11 protein-coding genes are annotated in these 14027 nt (G+C 67.2%); 2 read left to right on the top strand and 9 right to left on the bottom strand.

What is annotated here, in order from left to right:
• Window positions 1-134: 134 nt before the first annotated feature.
• The 7 genes from gshB to ACSQ3D_RS23355 all read right to left on the bottom strand — a co-directional run bounded on the left by gshB (window position 135) and on the right by ACSQ3D_RS23355 (window position 10652).
• Window positions 135-1094 carry a glutathione synthase gene (gene gshB / locus ACSQ3D_RS23385; protein ID WP_436128511.1) on the bottom strand — a complete coding sequence of 320 codons (960 nt, stop codon included), beginning with the start codon at window positions 1092-1094 and terminating at the stop codon, window positions 135-137.
• A gap of 126 nt (window positions 1095-1220) precedes the next feature.
• The gene (locus ACSQ3D_RS23380; RefSeq protein WP_436128510.1) at window positions 1221-2408 is read right to left on the bottom strand and encodes a benzoate/H(+) symporter BenE family transporter; all 1188 of its coding nucleotides are present in this window, start codon (window positions 2406-2408) and stop codon (window positions 1221-1223) included.
• 132 nt (window positions 2409-2540) lie between these two features.
• Window positions 2541-4409, bottom strand: a complete 1869-nt coding sequence (locus ACSQ3D_RS23375) for a potassium transporter Kup (RefSeq protein WP_436128509.1) — start codon at window positions 4407-4409, stop codon at window positions 2541-2543.
• A 388-nt stretch (window positions 4410-4797) separates the two neighbouring features.
• Window positions 4798-6093 (bottom strand): glutamate--cysteine ligase, encoded by a 1296-nt coding sequence (gshA, locus tag ACSQ3D_RS23370; RefSeq protein ID WP_436128508.1) that lies wholly within the window; start codon window positions 6091-6093, stop codon window positions 4798-4800.
• 88 nt (window positions 6094-6181) lie between these two features.
• Window positions 6182-7648 (bottom strand): TrkH family potassium uptake protein, encoded by a 1467-nt coding sequence (locus ACSQ3D_RS23365; protein ID WP_436128507.1) that lies wholly within the window; start codon window positions 7646-7648, stop codon window positions 6182-6184.
• A 199-nt stretch (window positions 7649-7847) separates the two neighbouring features.
• Entirely contained in the window at window positions 7848-9311 is a 1464-nt protein-coding gene (gene trkA / locus ACSQ3D_RS23360; RefSeq protein WP_436128506.1) for a Trk system potassium transporter TrkA, read from the bottom strand.
• 60 nt (window positions 9312-9371) lie between these two features.
• Complete coding sequence (locus tag ACSQ3D_RS23355; RefSeq protein WP_436128505.1) at window positions 9372-10652, bottom strand: glutamate-5-semialdehyde dehydrogenase; 1281 nt, start codon at window positions 10650-10652, stop codon at window positions 9372-9374.
• A gap of 93 nt (window positions 10653-10745) precedes the next feature.
• On the opposite strand from ACSQ3D_RS23355, the gene ACSQ3D_RS23350 reads away from it, so the two are divergent.
• Window positions 10746-11024, top strand: a complete 279-nt coding sequence (locus ACSQ3D_RS23350) for a hypothetical protein (RefSeq protein WP_436128504.1) — start codon at window positions 10746-10748, stop codon at window positions 11022-11024.
• Between the two features lie 84 nt (window positions 11025-11108).
• On the opposite strand, the gene holA is transcribed toward ACSQ3D_RS23350, so the two are convergent.
• Window positions 11109-12164: a DNA polymerase III subunit delta gene (holA, locus tag ACSQ3D_RS23345; RefSeq protein WP_436128503.1), complete on the bottom strand. Its 1056-nt coding sequence runs from the start codon at window positions 12162-12164 to the stop codon at window positions 11109-11111.
• 261 nt (window positions 12165-12425) lie between these two features.
• Here holA and rocF point away from each other — a divergent pair, with 261 nt between their 5' ends.
• Complete coding sequence (gene rocF, locus ACSQ3D_RS23340) at window positions 12426-13376, top strand: arginase (RefSeq protein WP_436128502.1); 951 nt, start codon at window positions 12426-12428, stop codon at window positions 13374-13376.
• Window positions 13377-13529: 153 nt separating this feature from the next.
• On the opposite strand, the gene ACSQ3D_RS23335 is transcribed toward rocF, so the two are convergent.
• Window positions 13530-14027, bottom strand: a complete 498-nt coding sequence (locus tag ACSQ3D_RS23335; protein ID WP_436128501.1) for an LPS assembly lipoprotein LptE — start codon at window positions 14025-14027, stop codon at window positions 13530-13532.

Below are 14027 nucleotides of genomic sequence, written 5' to 3'. Positions count from 1 at the left end.
ACCAGAAGTCTTCATCACCAACCAACCTCCTGAACTTCAACATCTCCTGCAATCTGCAGCAGCCGTCTCAGTAGCGAAGCCCTCGACTATAGCACCGTTTTGGGCGCTTCGCTACAAGTTGTGGAGAAATTGGCCTACAAACCAGCTGGCGCCTTCATGGCAGCTTCCAGCGCATCGATGAAGAGCGCAGCGACATCGCACCCTGTCTGGTCGAAGATCTCCTGGAAGCACGTGGGGCTGGTGACATTGATCTCTGTGACGCAATCGCCAATGACGTCCACGCCCGCCAGCAGCAAGCCACGCGCTTGCAGGATGGGGCCCAGGGCTTCACCGATTTCCTGGTCGCGTGCCGACAGGGGGCGGGCCACGCCCTTGCCGCCGGCCGCCAGGTTGCCGCGCACTTCGGTGCCCTGCGGAATGCGCGCCAGGCAATAAGGCACCGGCTTGCCGCCGATGACCAGCACGCGCTTGTCGCCCTCGACGATCTCCGGCAAGAACTTCTGCACCATCACGCTTTGCGTACCGTTGCGGTTCAGCGTCTCGGTGATGCTGCCCAGGTTGAGGCCATCAGGCCCCACGCGGAAGATGCCCATGCCACCCATGCCGTCCAGCGGCTTCAGGATGATGTCGCGGTGCTCTGCGTGGAACGCCCGGATGTCCGCCGGGCTGCGTGTGACCAGTGTCGGCCCGATGAACTGGGGAAACTCCATGATCGCCAGTTTCTCGGGATGGTCGCGCAGTGCCCGGGGCTTGTTGAACACGCGTGCGCCTTCGCGCTCGGCCTGCTCCAGCAGGTGGGTGGCGTAGAAATACTCGCTGTCAAACGGCGGGTCCTTGCGCATCAGCACGGCATCGAACTCCACCAGCTCGGCGGTGCGTTCGGGCTGCGCCTCGTGCCAGTGGGTGGCGTCGCCTGTCAGGCGGATGTCGGTGACCTGGGCCACGACCTTGCCACCGCGCTGCCAGGAGATGTGCTGGGGCTCGCACACTGCCAGCGTGTGGCCGCGGCGCTGGGCCTCGCGCATCATGGCGAAGGTGGTGTCCTTGTAGATCTTGAAGCTGTGCAGGGGGTCGGCGATGAAGAGCAGGGTCATGGTGTCAGATGTCTAAGAGCGCTGGGAGCAGACGCCTGGGCAGGTCGTCCACCTTATATATAGAGGCCGCACCGCCATCCCCAAGGGCGGGGCCGCCAGCCGCTGCAGGTGCAGCCGGGGCCCGCGTCAGGCTCCTCGGGCCGGCGAACGCCTGTACTGTTGCACAAATAGCGCAAAGCTGCCGGCGACCACGCCCCAGAAGGCCGACCCCACACCGGCGATGACCACGCCGCTCAGCGTGACGAGGAAGGTGATCAACGCCGCCTCGCGGTGCTGTTCATCGCGGATGGCCACGGCCAGGCCGTTGCCGATGGTGCCGAGCAGGGCCAGGCCTGCGATGGCCACGATCAGCTCCTGCGGGAATGCCGTGAGCAAGCCGGTGATCACCGCGCCGAACAGGCCGATGGCCACATACAGCGCTCCGCACGACACGGCCGCGGTGTAGCGGCGGCGGCGGTCTTCATGCGCCTCGGGGCCCATGCACATGGCGGCGGTGATGGCACTGAAGCTCAGCGCGAAGGCGCCGAACGGTGCAAGCACCAGCGTGGCCACGCCCGTCAGCGTGATGAGGCGGGAGACGGGCATCTCGTAGCCCGAGGCGCGCATCACCGCCACGCCCGGGAGGTTCTGCGAGGCCATGGTCACCACAAACAGCGGAATGGCCAGGCTGATGGCGGCCGACAGGCTGAATGTGGGTGCGGTGAATACCGGCATGGCCAACTCCAGATGCACGGCAGACCACGCCATCTGCCCCTGCAGCGCCACAAACACCACCGCGACGGCCAGCGTGATCACCACCGCATAGCGCGCCGCGAACTTGCGGGCGAACAGGTAGACGACCAGCATGGTCAGCACCAGCGGCAGCGCCGTCTGCGCCGCCGCAAAGGCCTGCAGGCCGAACCGCGCCAGCACCCCGGCCAGCAGCGCCGCCGCGATCTCCATCGGAATGCGGTTCATGACCCGCTCGAACCAGCCCGTCATGCCGGCCAGTGCCACCAGCGCGGCACTGAGCATGAATGCGCCGACCGCCTCGCCCATGCTGAAGCCACCCGCCAGGCCGGCGGTGGCCAGCACCGCCGCACCGGGGGTGGACCAGGCAATCATCACGGGCTTGCGCAGCAGCAACGAAGGCACCAGCGAGCACAGCCCCATGCCCAGGCCCAGCGCCCACATCCAGGAAGTGATCTGCGCCGGGGTGGCGCCAAAGGCCTGCGCGGCCTGGAACACGATGGCGACGGAACTCGTGAAGCCCACCAGCACCGCGACGAAGCCCGCGGTGAAGGCCGACAGGCTCAGGTCTTTGAAGAATTGCATGGGCTGGATTCTGGCACCCAGGCTTGCACAGCACAGTTGCTATATTTTCTATAGCTGCTAGCGCTTGCAGGACAAGCGGCAGAGGCCCAAACACCTCCCACCCCGCCCCTGTCCCGCCGCGCCGCACCGCGGTCAGATTTCGATCTTCGACCCCAACTCGACCACCGCGTTGTTGGGCAGGTGCAGAAAGTCCGCCGCGCCGCTGGCGTTGTGGTGCATCTGGGCGAACAGCTTCTCGCGCCAGGGGGCCATGCCGCTGCCGATGGTGGGGATGACGGTGTCGCGCGAGAGGAAGTAGCTGGTCGTCATGGACTCCAGCTCGCAGCCGCGGCCGCGCAGCAGCTCGAGGGCCCGCGGCAGGTCGGGGTCGTTCTTGAAGCCGTAGTGGATCACCACCTGCCAGCAGTCGTGGCCCAGGGACTCGACCTGCAGGCGCTTGTCCAGGCCGATCCACGGCGTTTCGTGGTTGTGCACCGTGACGAACAGGTTCTGCTGGTGCAGCACCTTGTTGTGCTTGAGGTTGTGCAAGAGCGCATTGGGCACCGCACCCGCCTCCGCCGTCAGGAACACCGCCGTGCCCTCCACCCGCGTGGGCGGGCTGATGAACACCGACTCCAGAAAATCCTTGAGATCGATGGCATCGGCGCGCAGCTTGTCGTTGAGCAGGCGGCGCCCCTCCTTCCAGGTCATCATGAAGGCGAACACGATGCCGCCGATCATCAGCGGGAACCAACCGCCCTGAAAGAGCTTGAGCAGGTTGGATGCGAAGAACGCCAGGTCCACCACGAAGAAGCAGCCCGTGGCGGCGATGCACAGCGCCAGCGGGTAGCCCCAGCCGTAGCGAATCACGAAGAAGGTCAGGATGGTGGTGATCAGCATGTCCAGCGTGACGGCAATGCCATACGCGGCGGCCAGGTTGCTCGACGAGCGGAACATCACCACGGCCAGCACGATGGCCACGAACAGCCCCCAGTTGACCAGCGGCATGTAGATCTGGCCCGTGTCGCGCACGCTGGTGTGCTGGATGTTCAGGCGCGGCAGGTAGCCGAGCTGGATGGCCTGCTTGGTCACGCTGAAGGCGCCGGTGATGAGCGCCTGCGACGCGATCACCGTGGCCATGGTGGCCATGATGACCAGCGGGATCAGCGCCCAGTCGGGCGCCATCATGTAGAACGGGTTCTTGACGGCCTCGGGCTCCGCCAGCAGCAGCGCGCCCTGGCCGAAGTAGTTGAGCGTGAGCGCCGGCATCGCCACGCCGAACCACGCCAGGCGGATGGGCCGCTTGCCGAAGTGGCCCAGGTCGGCGTACAGCGCCTCGGCACCGGTCACGCACAGCACCACCGCGCCCAGGATGATGAAGCTGGTGCCCGGGTTGGCCCACATGAAGCCCAGGGCATGGTGCGGGCTCAGCGCCCACAGGATCTCAGGGTGCCCCACGATGTGCGAGACGCCCAGCGCCGCAATGGTGATGAACCAGATCAGCGTGATGGGCCCGAAGAACTTGCCGATGCCGCCCGTGCCGCGCTTTTGCACGACGAACAGGCAGAACAGCACGATCAGCGTGAGCGGGATCACATACTGCTTGAAGTGGGGCGAGACGACCTCCAGCCCCTCTACCGCCGACAGCACCGAGATGGCGGGCGTGATGACCCCGTCGCCATAGAACAGGGATGTGCCGAAGATGCCCACGCCCAGCAGCACCGAGCGCAGCCGGGGCTTGTCCTTGACGGCCTGCGAGGCCAGGGCCAGCATGGCGATGAGCCCGCCTTCACCGTGGTTGTCGGCCCGCAGCACCAGCACCACGTACTTGAGCGACACGATGACCGTGAGCGTCCAGAAGAAGATGGAAAGGACACCGTAGATGTTGTCCTGGGTGAACGGCACGTGGCCGGACCCGAACACCTCCTTCATGGCGTACAGCACGCTGGTGCCGATATCGCCGTACACAACACCGATGGCGCCCAGCGTGAGCGCTGCGAGCGATGATTTGGAGCTTTGCACTGACCTACCCCACGCAGAGTCTGGCGGGGTTCCGTTACTTTTGGGAACGCTATTGTGCGCCCGTGCCCCCGGCCGCGTCTGGAGGGCTTGCACTATGTTGCAGCGCAGCAACTCGGCGGTGATTCACGGCTTGGCAGCGCACCGCAGACATGGCATGGCCGCCACGGCAGCGCCACGCAAGGCTTCGATAGGCTCAGCCCGACCGCTGTGAACGGTGTGGAGTTATTGCGTGCAAATCCGTCGCAGCGATCCATTGCGTTGCGCGCGCCACCCAGGTGCATAAACTGGCGCGGCCAAGGCCAGTGCACCCGTGGAACTGGCTTTGCCAGGCCACGGGGTGCGTCCCCCGTGGGGGAAGGCGCGCAGCGCCTCAGGGGGTCCACTCACCTCAGTCGTAGATCTCGGCGTCGGGGTTGGTGGCTTCCAGTTCGTAGCTGGCGGCCAGCATGGCCAGGCGCGCCACCACGCCGTACATGTAAAAGCGGTTGGGCGCGCTCACCCCGGGACGCACGCCGGGCTGGGGCATGTGCGTGCTGTGCTCGAAGGCCAGCGGCACGAAGCTCGCGCCCGGGGCGTTCAGGTTCTCGTCCACGCCGCGCTCGGCATGCATGCGGTAGAAGCCGCCGACCACGTAGCGGTCCATCATGTAGACCACGGGTTCGGCCACGGCTTCATGCACCCGCTCCTGCGTCAGCACGCCTTCCTGGATGATGAGGTCGCTGACCGGCTGGCCGTCCTTGATGACCGCCATCTTGTTCTTGGTCTTGCGGTTGACCGCGTCCAGCTCCTTGGCATCGCGCACGGTCATGATGCCCATGCCGTAGGTGCCGTTGTTGGCCTTGACGATGACGAACGGCTTTTCGTTGATGCCGTATTCCTTGTATTTGCGGCGCACCTTGGTCAGCAGCGCGTCTACTGTGGTCTGCAGCTTGTCCATGCCTTTGTCCTCGGCAAAGTCCACGCCGTCGCACTGGCTGTACATGGGGTTCACGAGCCAGGGGTCGATGCCCAGCATCTTGCCGAAGCGCTTGGCCACCTCTTCGTAGTTCTTGAAGTGGGTGCTCTTTCTGCGCACGCTCCAGCCCGCGTGCAGCGGGGGCAACAGGTACTGCTCGTGGATGTCTTCCAGGATGCCCGGGGGCCCGGCCGACAGGTCGTTGTTCAGCAAAATGGTGCACGGGTCGAAGTTCTTGAGCCCCAGCCGGCCCTTGGTGCGCACCACGGGCTCCAGCGTCACCGTGTCGCCGTTGGGCAGCTCGATCAGCGTGGGCTTCTTGATCTCGGGGCTGATGGAGCCCACGCGCACGTTCAGGCCCGCCATGTTGAAGATGCGCTGCAGCTGCACCACGTTGGCCAGGTAGAAGGTGTTGCGCGTGTGGTTTTCCGGAATGATCAGGAGGTTGCGCGCCTCGGGGCAGATCTTCTCGATGGCGGCCATGGCGGCCTGCACGGCCAGGGGCAGCATCTCCTTGGTCAGGTTGTTCCAGCCGCCGGGGTACAGGTTGGTGTCCACGGGCGCGAGCTTGAAGCCCGCATTGCGGATGTCCACCGAGGTGTAGAACGGGGGCGTGTGCTCCATCCACTCCAGCCTGAACCAGCGTTCGATGGCGGGCATCGAGTCCAGGATGCGCTGTTCAAGTTCGTTGATCGGCCCGGTGAGGGCCGTGATGAGATGCGGAACCATAGGTGCCCTTGGGGAAGCAAATTGCGACGAATTGTAGGGATTTGGGGCCGCCTTCCCTTTTCGCAAGGCGGCGCGGCAGCCCGCGGGGTCAACGGCGCCAGAAAGCGGGCGTGAGCAGGGCCATGAAACTCAGGATCTCCAGCCGGCCCAGCAGCATGCCCAGCGTACACACCCAGATCTGAAAGTCGGTCAGCACCGCGTAGTTGGACGCCGGCCCCACCATGCCCAGCCCCGGCCCCGCGCAGTTCACGCTGGCCAGCACCACCGAGAACGCGGTCACCGGGTCCAGGTCGGTCAGCAGCATCACCATTGACAGGCCAAAGACCGTGCCGCCATACACCAGCATGAAGGCCAGCACCGAGAAAATCACCCGGTTGTCCACCACCGCGTCGCCCAGCCGCACCGGCTGCACCGCGCGCGGGTGCACCAGGCGGTTCATCTCGCGGCGCGCCTGCTTGACGAGGATGAGCATGCGGACCATCTTGATGCCCCCGCCGGTAGACCCCGCACTGGTCGCCACGCCCGACAGCAGCAGCATGAACACCGGCGCGAACACCGGCCAGGCCAGGTAGTCCACCGTGGCGAACCCGGTCGTCGTGGCCATGGACACCAGGTTGAACATGCCGTGGCGCAGGGCCACGAGCGGCTCGTACACGCCCTTGGCCCACAGCAGCAGCGACACCAGCAGCCCGCCGCCGACCAGGGTCAGCAGCGTGGCGCGCAGCTCCGGGTCGCCCCAGAAGCCGCTCCACTGCCCCTTGCGGATCGCAACGAAGTACAGCGCAAAATTGCAGCTGGCCACCAGCATGAAGACGATGCAGATCGCCTCGAGCAGTGGCGACTGAAAGTACCCGAAGCTCGCGTCGTGCGACGAGAGCCCGCCCAGGCTCACCGTGGCGAACATGTGCATCAGCGCATCGAGCGGGCCCATGCCCCCCAGCCAGAACGCCAGGCCGCAGGCCACCGAGAACATCGCGTACACGCCCCACAGCCCCTTGGCCGTGCCGGTCATGCGCGGCGTGAGCTTGGTGTCTTTCAGCGGCCCCGCCGCCTCGGCCTTGAAAAGCTGGCTGCCGCCCACGCCCAGCAGCGGCAGCACGGCCACGGCCAGGATCAGGATGCCCATGCCGCCCATCCACTGCAGGAAGGTGCGCCACACGTTGACCGACACCGGCAGCGTATCGAGCCCCGCCAGCACCGTCGAGCCCGTGGTGGTCAACCCCGACACGGCCTCGAAGTACGCATAGGTGAACGACATCGGCCGCCCGATGTGGTGCCCGGCCAGCATCAGCGGCACCGCGGCCGACAGCGGCAGCAGCAGCCAGACCAGCGACACCAGCATCACGCCGTGGCGCGGCTGCAGCTCCTGGCGGAACAGGCGCAGCCGCCACCACAGCCAGGCACCCGCGGCCAGCGTGGCGGCCATCGCCATCGGGTACACGTGCCACACGCCGTCGCCGGTCCACAGCGACACCGCCAGCGGCACGCCCATCGACAGCGAGAAGATCATGATGAGGATGCCCAGCACGCGCAGGACGGGAAACATGTCCGTCATGGCCAGCACCCTGGGTTCATGGCCGCCAACATCGCATGCAGCTGCCAATACTGGCGCAGCCCAGGCGAGGGCCGCCGCGCAAGGGCCGACGCGCTGCAGAGGCGGCGCTTCGCCTCCGTGCGCTGGCGGCGTCCCCCTGCCCGCAGTGCGCAGCGCTGCGAGAGCGGGGGGAAGGCGCGAAGCGACTCAGGGGGGTGCATCAAAAGAACGTCGCGCTCACGCGGAACAGCTTTTCCACGTCGCGCACCAGCCGCTTGTGCGGCAGGAAGAACACCACGTGGTCGTTGCTCTCGATCACGGTGGAGCTGCGCGGGATGATGACCTCGGGCTCGCGCAGGTCCTGCACGGCACCCTGCGACACGTCGTAGGCGTCGGGCAGGCCGCGCACGATCAGCCCCATGTGCACGTCGCGCGGCAGCTGCAGCTCGCTCACCTTGCGACCCACCACGCGCGAGCTCTTGCGGTCGCCGCGCACCACGATCTCCAGCGCCTCGGCCACGCCCCGGCGCAGGCTGTGCACCGCCTGCACATCGCCCTGGCGCACATAGGCCAGCAGCTCGCCCAGCATGGCCTGCGCGGGCGACAGCGCGATGTCGATCTGCGTGCCGTGCATCAGGTCGGCATAGCTGCGCCGGTTGATGAGCGCCAGCACCCGGCTGGCGCCCATGCGCTTGGCCAGCAGGCAGGACATGATGTTGTCCTCGTCGTCGTCGGTGAGCGCGAGGAACAGGTCCACCTCTTCGATGCCCTCGTCGCCCAGCAGGTCCTCGTCGGTGGTGTCGCCCTGCAGCACCAACACGTTGGTGGGCAGGGACGACGCCAGCTCCACGCAGCGGTCCGCGTGGTCCTCGATGATCTTGATGTTGAAGCGCCCCGGCGCCTGCGCCAGCTGCCGCGCCAAGCGCAGCCCCACCCGGCCGCCACCAGCGATCATGATGCGGCGCACGGGCTTGGAGGGCTGGCCCTGCGGGCGGTGCAGGGCGCCCAGCACATCGGCAATGCGCTCCTGCGCGGCCAGCACGAAGACCTCGTCGCCGGGCTCGATGCGCGTGCGGCCATCGCAGGCGATGAAGCGGTCGGGCTCGTCCGGAAAGCGCCGGTAGATGGCCACCATGCGCATGGCCAGCTCGGGCGCCTTGTCGCGCAGGTCGCCGATGGTGTGGCCCACCATGGGCGCCCCCACGCGTGCGCGCACCGACACCAGGCAGGCCCGGCCCCCGGCGAATTCACGCACCTGCATCGCCTCGGGGTAGTCGATGAGCTTGGCGATGTAACGGGTGAGCGATTCTTCGGGGCAGATGATGCGGTCCACCGCAAAGCCCTCGGGGCCCACCAGGCGCTCTTCGCCTTCGAAGCCGGTGGACCGCACGCGAGCGATGCGCTTGGGGATGTTGAACATCAGCTGCGCGATCTTGCAGCACACCAGATTGGTCTCGTCCTGCGCGGCGCAGGCGATCAAGAGGTCGGTGTCGTGCGCGCCGGCCTCCGCCAGTACGTTGGGCTCGATGCCGCTGCCCACCACACCGCGCAGGTCGTAGCGCGACTCCAGGTCGCGCAGGCGCTCGGCATTGGTGTCGATGACGGTGATGTCGTTGCGCTCGGACACCAGGCTGTCGGCCACGCTCTGGCCCACGCGGCCCGCTCCGAGGATGATGATTTTCATGTGTTTTTGGCTCCTACCGCTTGATCAGCAAGCGCCAGCAGCTATCAAAACAAGAGCAAATCAAACGCGGACTTCGCCATCGCCCAGCACCACGTACTTGAGCGAGGTCAGCCCCTCCAGGCCCACCGGCCCACGCGCGTGGAATTTGTCGGTGCTGATGCCGATCTCGGCCCCCAGCCCGTACTCGAAGCCGTCGGCAAAGCGCGTGCTCGCGTTCACCATCACGCTGGCCGAATCCACCTCGCGCAAGAACCGCTGGGCGTGCACGTGGTTGGTGGTGAGGATGGCGTCGGTGTGGTGGCTGGAGTAGTGGTTGATGTGGGCGATGGCCTCGTCCACACCCGCCACCACCTTGATGCTGATGATGGGCGCGAGGTACTCCTCGCTCCAGTCCTGTTCCGTGGCCTGGGCCAGTTGGGCGCCGGCCACCTTCTTCAAGATGGCCAGCGACTCGGGGCAGCCGCGCATCTCCACGCCCTTGGCGGCATACACGGCGCCGATCTTGGGCAAGAAGTCGGCCGCCACACCGCGCGCCACCAGCAGGCCTTCGCTCGCGTTGCAGGGGCTGTACTTGTTCGTCTTGGCGTTGTCGGCCACCTTCACCGCCATGGCGATGTCGCAGGGGTCGTCCACATAGGTGTGGCAGTTGCCGTCCAGGTGCTTGATGACGGGCACCTTGGCGTCGCGGCTGATGCGCTCGATCAGGCCCTTGCCGCCGCGCGGGATGATCACGTCCACGAACTGCGGCATGGCGATGAGCTGGCCCACGGCCTCGCGGTCGGTGGTCTGCACCAGCTGCACCGCGTCCTGCGGCAGGCCGGCCTCGGCCAGCGCCTGCTGCACCAGCTTGGCCAGGGCCTTGTTGGAATCGATGGCCTCGGAGCCGCCGCGCAGGATGCAGGCGTTGCCGCTTTTGATGGACAGCGACGCGGCCTCGATGGTCACGTTGGGCCGGCTCTCGTAGATCATGCCGAACACGCCGATCGGCACGCGCATCTGGCCCACGCGGATGCCGCTGGGCTGCTGCTTCATGCCCAGGATCTCGCCAATGATTTCGGGCATGGCGGCCAACTGCTCGCAGCCTTCGGCACAGGTCTCCAGCACCTTGGGGCTGAGTTTGAGGCGGTCCACCATCGGCTCGGCAAGGCCGGCGGTGCGGGCACGGTCCAGGTCCCGGGCGTTGTCAACCTGCAGCGCATCCACGTTCTCGCGCAGCAAGCGGGCCAGCGCCTTGAGCGCTTTGTTTTTGATAGCTGACGGCGCTTTGGCCATCAGCGCCGAGGCCGTTTTGGCCTGCAGGCCGAGGGTGTGCGTGTATTCAGCGACGTTGAGGGCGTTCATCCGGCGATTTTGCCGCAGATACCCTCTGTGCGGCCCATTGAGCGCCTGTTACCCTTGCCACCCCGCCCCCATCGCCCGCATCCAGAGCCGCCCATGACCCGCGCCCACCTGCTCCAACCTGTCCATGACGCCCTGCAGGCCTTCAGCCACGGGACGCTGTCAGCGTCCGCCCTGAGCACCACCGCCCGCGCCCAGACCGACCTGCTGGCCGCCCTGCCGCCGCGCTACACCGAGGTGCTGCACGGCCTGCTGGACCGGCTGGAATCCAGCGCGCTGTTCTCGGAAGAAAGCTGCTCGTTCAGCCAGAAGGATCTCGTCGCCAACCTGGAGATGTGGGTGGACAAGGCGCGCGGCGCGCTGGACGCCGCCTGAACATTACTACCAATTTGATAGCTGCCGGCGCTTGATGGACAAGCGGTAGCGGCTATTTTTATCTGAAACCAGGTGCAGCGCCGGTCACCGCGCCGCCTGCGTCAGCCGGCACACCTGAAACGCCAGCCGCTGCAGCGCCTGCCAGCCGTTCTGCGGCCAGTCGGGTACCTTCAGGCCCTTGACGATGCCGTCCACCGTGTGGGCCGACTGCAGCAGGCGTGCCAGGGCGGCGTCGCTGGCCTTGGGCAGGATGCGCTCATACAGCTTTTCCTTGGCTCCCCAGATGCGGTTCTCGCGCAGGGCCATGGGCAGGGGACGGCCGGCGTTCATCGCGTCCTTCACGCGCTTCAAGGCGCGGATGTCCTCGGCCAGCGCCCAGTGCACCAGCACTTCTGCCTCGCCTTCGGCCTGCAGGCCGTCGAGCATGCGCTGCACGCGCGCGGTCTGGCCGGACAGCACGGACTCGGACAGCTTGAACACGTCGTAGCGCGCCACATTGAGCACCGCTGCCTCGACCTGGGCCTGGCTCAGTTCACCCGCCGGGTGCAGCAGCGCCAGCTTGCTGATCTCCTGGTGGGCGGCCAGCAGGTTGCCCTCCACGCGGTCGGCAAAGAACTGCAGCGTGCGCTGGCCCTCCTCGCCCGCCACCACGCGCTGGCCCTGCGCGGCCAGGCGCTGGGCGATCCACTGCGGCAGCATGCCGCGCTCGATGGTGTCGATCTGGATCGAGGTGCCGTTGGCCTCCAGCGCGGCAAACCAGGCGCCGCTGCGGGTGGCCTTGTCCAGGCGCGGCAGCATGACGAGCGTGAGCGTGCTGTCGTTGCCGCGCGCCGCGTCGGCCACCTGCTGCAGGGCCACGCTGCCGTCCTTGCCGGGCTTGCCCGAGGGGATGCGGATCTCCACGATCTGCTTGTCGGCGAACAGGCTCAGACTGCCGCCCGCCGCCAGCACCGCGCTCCAGTCGAAGTGAGCGCCCGCCACCGTGTAGCTGCTGCGCTCGGTGTAGCACTGGGCCCGCGCCGCGGCGCGGATGCTGTCGGCCGCCTCCTGCTGCAGCAGGGGTTCGTCGCCGTGCAGCACGTACAGCGGCGACAGGCCCTTTTGGAGGTGAGAGGAGAGTTGGGCCAGGGCGAGTTGCATACGGCAAAGTTTATCGCCTTGGCCCCCTGCCACGGACTGCGGACGGACCGGGCGAGGGGTCGGCCGGCCGCCAGCGCCCCCATCAGCAAGCCCGCGTTGCGCAGATCGCCAGCGCCAGCCCGCAGATTGCACAGCGCACGCGCCCGATGGAGCAGCTGTCTGACTGTTCATTGGCGCGCGCTGCGCAGACAATCCCGCCACCACGGCGCACCCCGATCCCGGATGCCCCGACCCCTTCAGCTCCCCACAAAGGCTTTGTTCATGACCTCCTCGCCCCACCCTACGGCGCCCGCCATCAGCCTCATCGGCGCCCCCACCGACGTCGGCGCGGGCGCGCGCGGCGCCTCCATGGGGCCTGAAGCCCTGCGGGTGGCAGGGCTTCAGCCCGCGCTGGAGAGCCATGGCCTGACCGTGCTCGACCGGGGCAACCTCAACGGCCCCGCCAACCCCTGGCAGCCGCCCGACGCCGGCTACCGGCACCTGGCCGAGGTGGTGGCGTGGAACCAGCATGTGTTCGATGCGGTGTACGCCGAGCTGCAGCAGGGCCACCTGCCCATCCTGATGGGCGGCGACCACTGCCTGGGCCTGGGCAGCATCAGCGCGGTGGCGCGCCACTGCCTCGACGTGGGCAAGACCCTGCGCGTGCTGTGGCTCGACGCGCATGCCGACTTCAACACCAGCGCGCTGACCCCCAGTGGCAACGTGCACGGCATGCCGGTGGCCTGCCTGTGCGGCTTTGGCCCGGCAGAACTCACGCAGCTGGCGGGCATGCCCGGCGGGCGCCCTGCCCTCACGCCCGGCCAGATCCGCCAGATCGGCATCCGCAGCGTGGATGCGGGCGAGAAGCGCTTTGTGCACGAGCAGGGCCTGGAGGTCTTCGACATGCGCTACATCGACGAGATGGGCATGCGCGCCACCATGCAGCAGGCACTGGCGGGTGTGGACGACAACACCCACCTGCACGTGAGCTTCGACGTGGACTTTCTGGACCCGGAGATCGCGCCCGGCGTGGGCACCCTGGTGCCCGGCGGCCCGACCTACCGCGAGGCGCAGCTGTGCATGGAGATGATCGCCGACAGCGGGCGCCTGGCTTCGCTGGACATCGTGGAGGTCAACCCGGCGCTCGATGTGCGCAACCGCACGGCGGTGCTGGCGGTGGACCTGGTGGAGTCGTTGTTCGGCAAGAGCACGTTGATGAGGCGATCCCCCTGAGGCGCTGCGCGCCTCGGTGCTGGCCGCCAGAGGCGGGGCAGCCCTTGCGCGGCTGCCCTGGCTTTGGGGCGCGCCAGTATTGACCTGCAGCGGGCGAAAGACAGAAATCCACCCGACAGCGCCCAGCGAGGGACGCAACCGTTCAAAAATTGATCAGAGCCTGACCACAGCCAAGCGCCGCATGAGCTGCTGCACGATGTCCGTGCGCATGTTGCGGTACAGCAGCGCCTCTTCCGCTTCCTTGGCCAGGGCGATGGTTTCGTTGTAGCTGATGTCGCGCTGCTGCAGCAGTTCGGTCTCGGGGATCAGCTCCACGCCGGCCTGGGTGCGCAGGCGGAATTTCACGCGCAGGCGCAGTTGCAGTTCGCGCACCTGGCCGGAGGCGTTCAGGCCCACCACCACGCGCTCCTGCTGCTCCTGCAGCAGGTCCATGATGGCCTGCGCGGTGGTCATGCCGCTGGCCTCGCGCACCACCTGCAGCTTGCCGCCGGAGCCCGCCAGCGTGCGCTGGAGTTCGCGGGCCAGGGGCGAGGCGGCGGGCGCGGCGATGTAGAGCGTCTCGAAGCCGAACTCCGGCACGCCCCGCAGGCGAAAGCCGCATCCCGCCAGCAAGGCGGCAGGGGCGAAGGTCAGCAGCGTACGTCTTTGCAT

The organism is Acidovorax sp. LjRoot117, assembly GCF_964252695.1.
Taxonomy (GTDB): Bacteria; Pseudomonadota; Gammaproteobacteria; order Burkholderiales; family Burkholderiaceae_C; genus Acidovorax.
This window is presented reverse-complemented; position numbering and strand designations above follow the sequence as displayed.

What these genes read in the sequence shown, in the direction of transcription:
- gshA (WP_436128508.1), bottom strand. Translation starts at nt 6,093, where the DNA reads ATGGTTCCGCATCTCATCACGGCCCTCACCGGGCCGATCAACGAACTT.
- trkA (WP_436128506.1), bottom strand. Translation starts at nt 9,311, where the DNA reads ATGAAAATCATCATCCTCGGAGCGGGCCGCGTGGGCCAGAGCGTGGCC.
- ACSQ3D_RS23380 (WP_436128510.1), bottom strand. Translation starts at nt 2,408, where the DNA reads ATGCAATTCTTCAAAGACCTGAGCCTGTCGGCCTTCACCGCGGGCTTC.
- ACSQ3D_RS23365 (WP_436128507.1), bottom strand. Translation starts at nt 7,648, where the DNA reads ATGACGGACATGTTTCCCGTCCTGCGCGTGCTGGGCATCCTCATCATG.
- gshB (WP_436128511.1), bottom strand. Translation starts at nt 1,094, where the DNA reads ATGACCCTGCTCTTCATCGCCGACCCCCTGCACAGCTTCAAGATCTAC.
- holA (WP_436128503.1), bottom strand. Translation starts at nt 12,164, where the DNA reads ATGCAACTCGCCCTGGCCCAACTCTCCTCTCACCTCCAAAAGGGCCTG.
- ACSQ3D_RS23355 (WP_436128505.1), bottom strand. Translation starts at nt 10,652, where the DNA reads ATGAACGCCCTCAACGTCGCTGAATACACGCACACCCTCGGCCTGCAG.
- ACSQ3D_RS23335 (WP_436128501.1), bottom strand. Translation starts at nt 14,027, where the DNA reads ATGCAAAGACGTACGCTGCTGACCTTCGCCCCTGCCGCCTTGCTGGCG.
- rocF (WP_436128502.1), top strand. Translation starts at nt 12,426, where the DNA reads ATGACCTCCTCGCCCCACCCTACGGCGCCCGCCATCAGCCTCATCGGC.
- ACSQ3D_RS23350 (WP_436128504.1), top strand. Translation starts at nt 10,746, where the DNA reads ATGACCCGCGCCCACCTGCTCCAACCTGTCCATGACGCCCTGCAGGCC.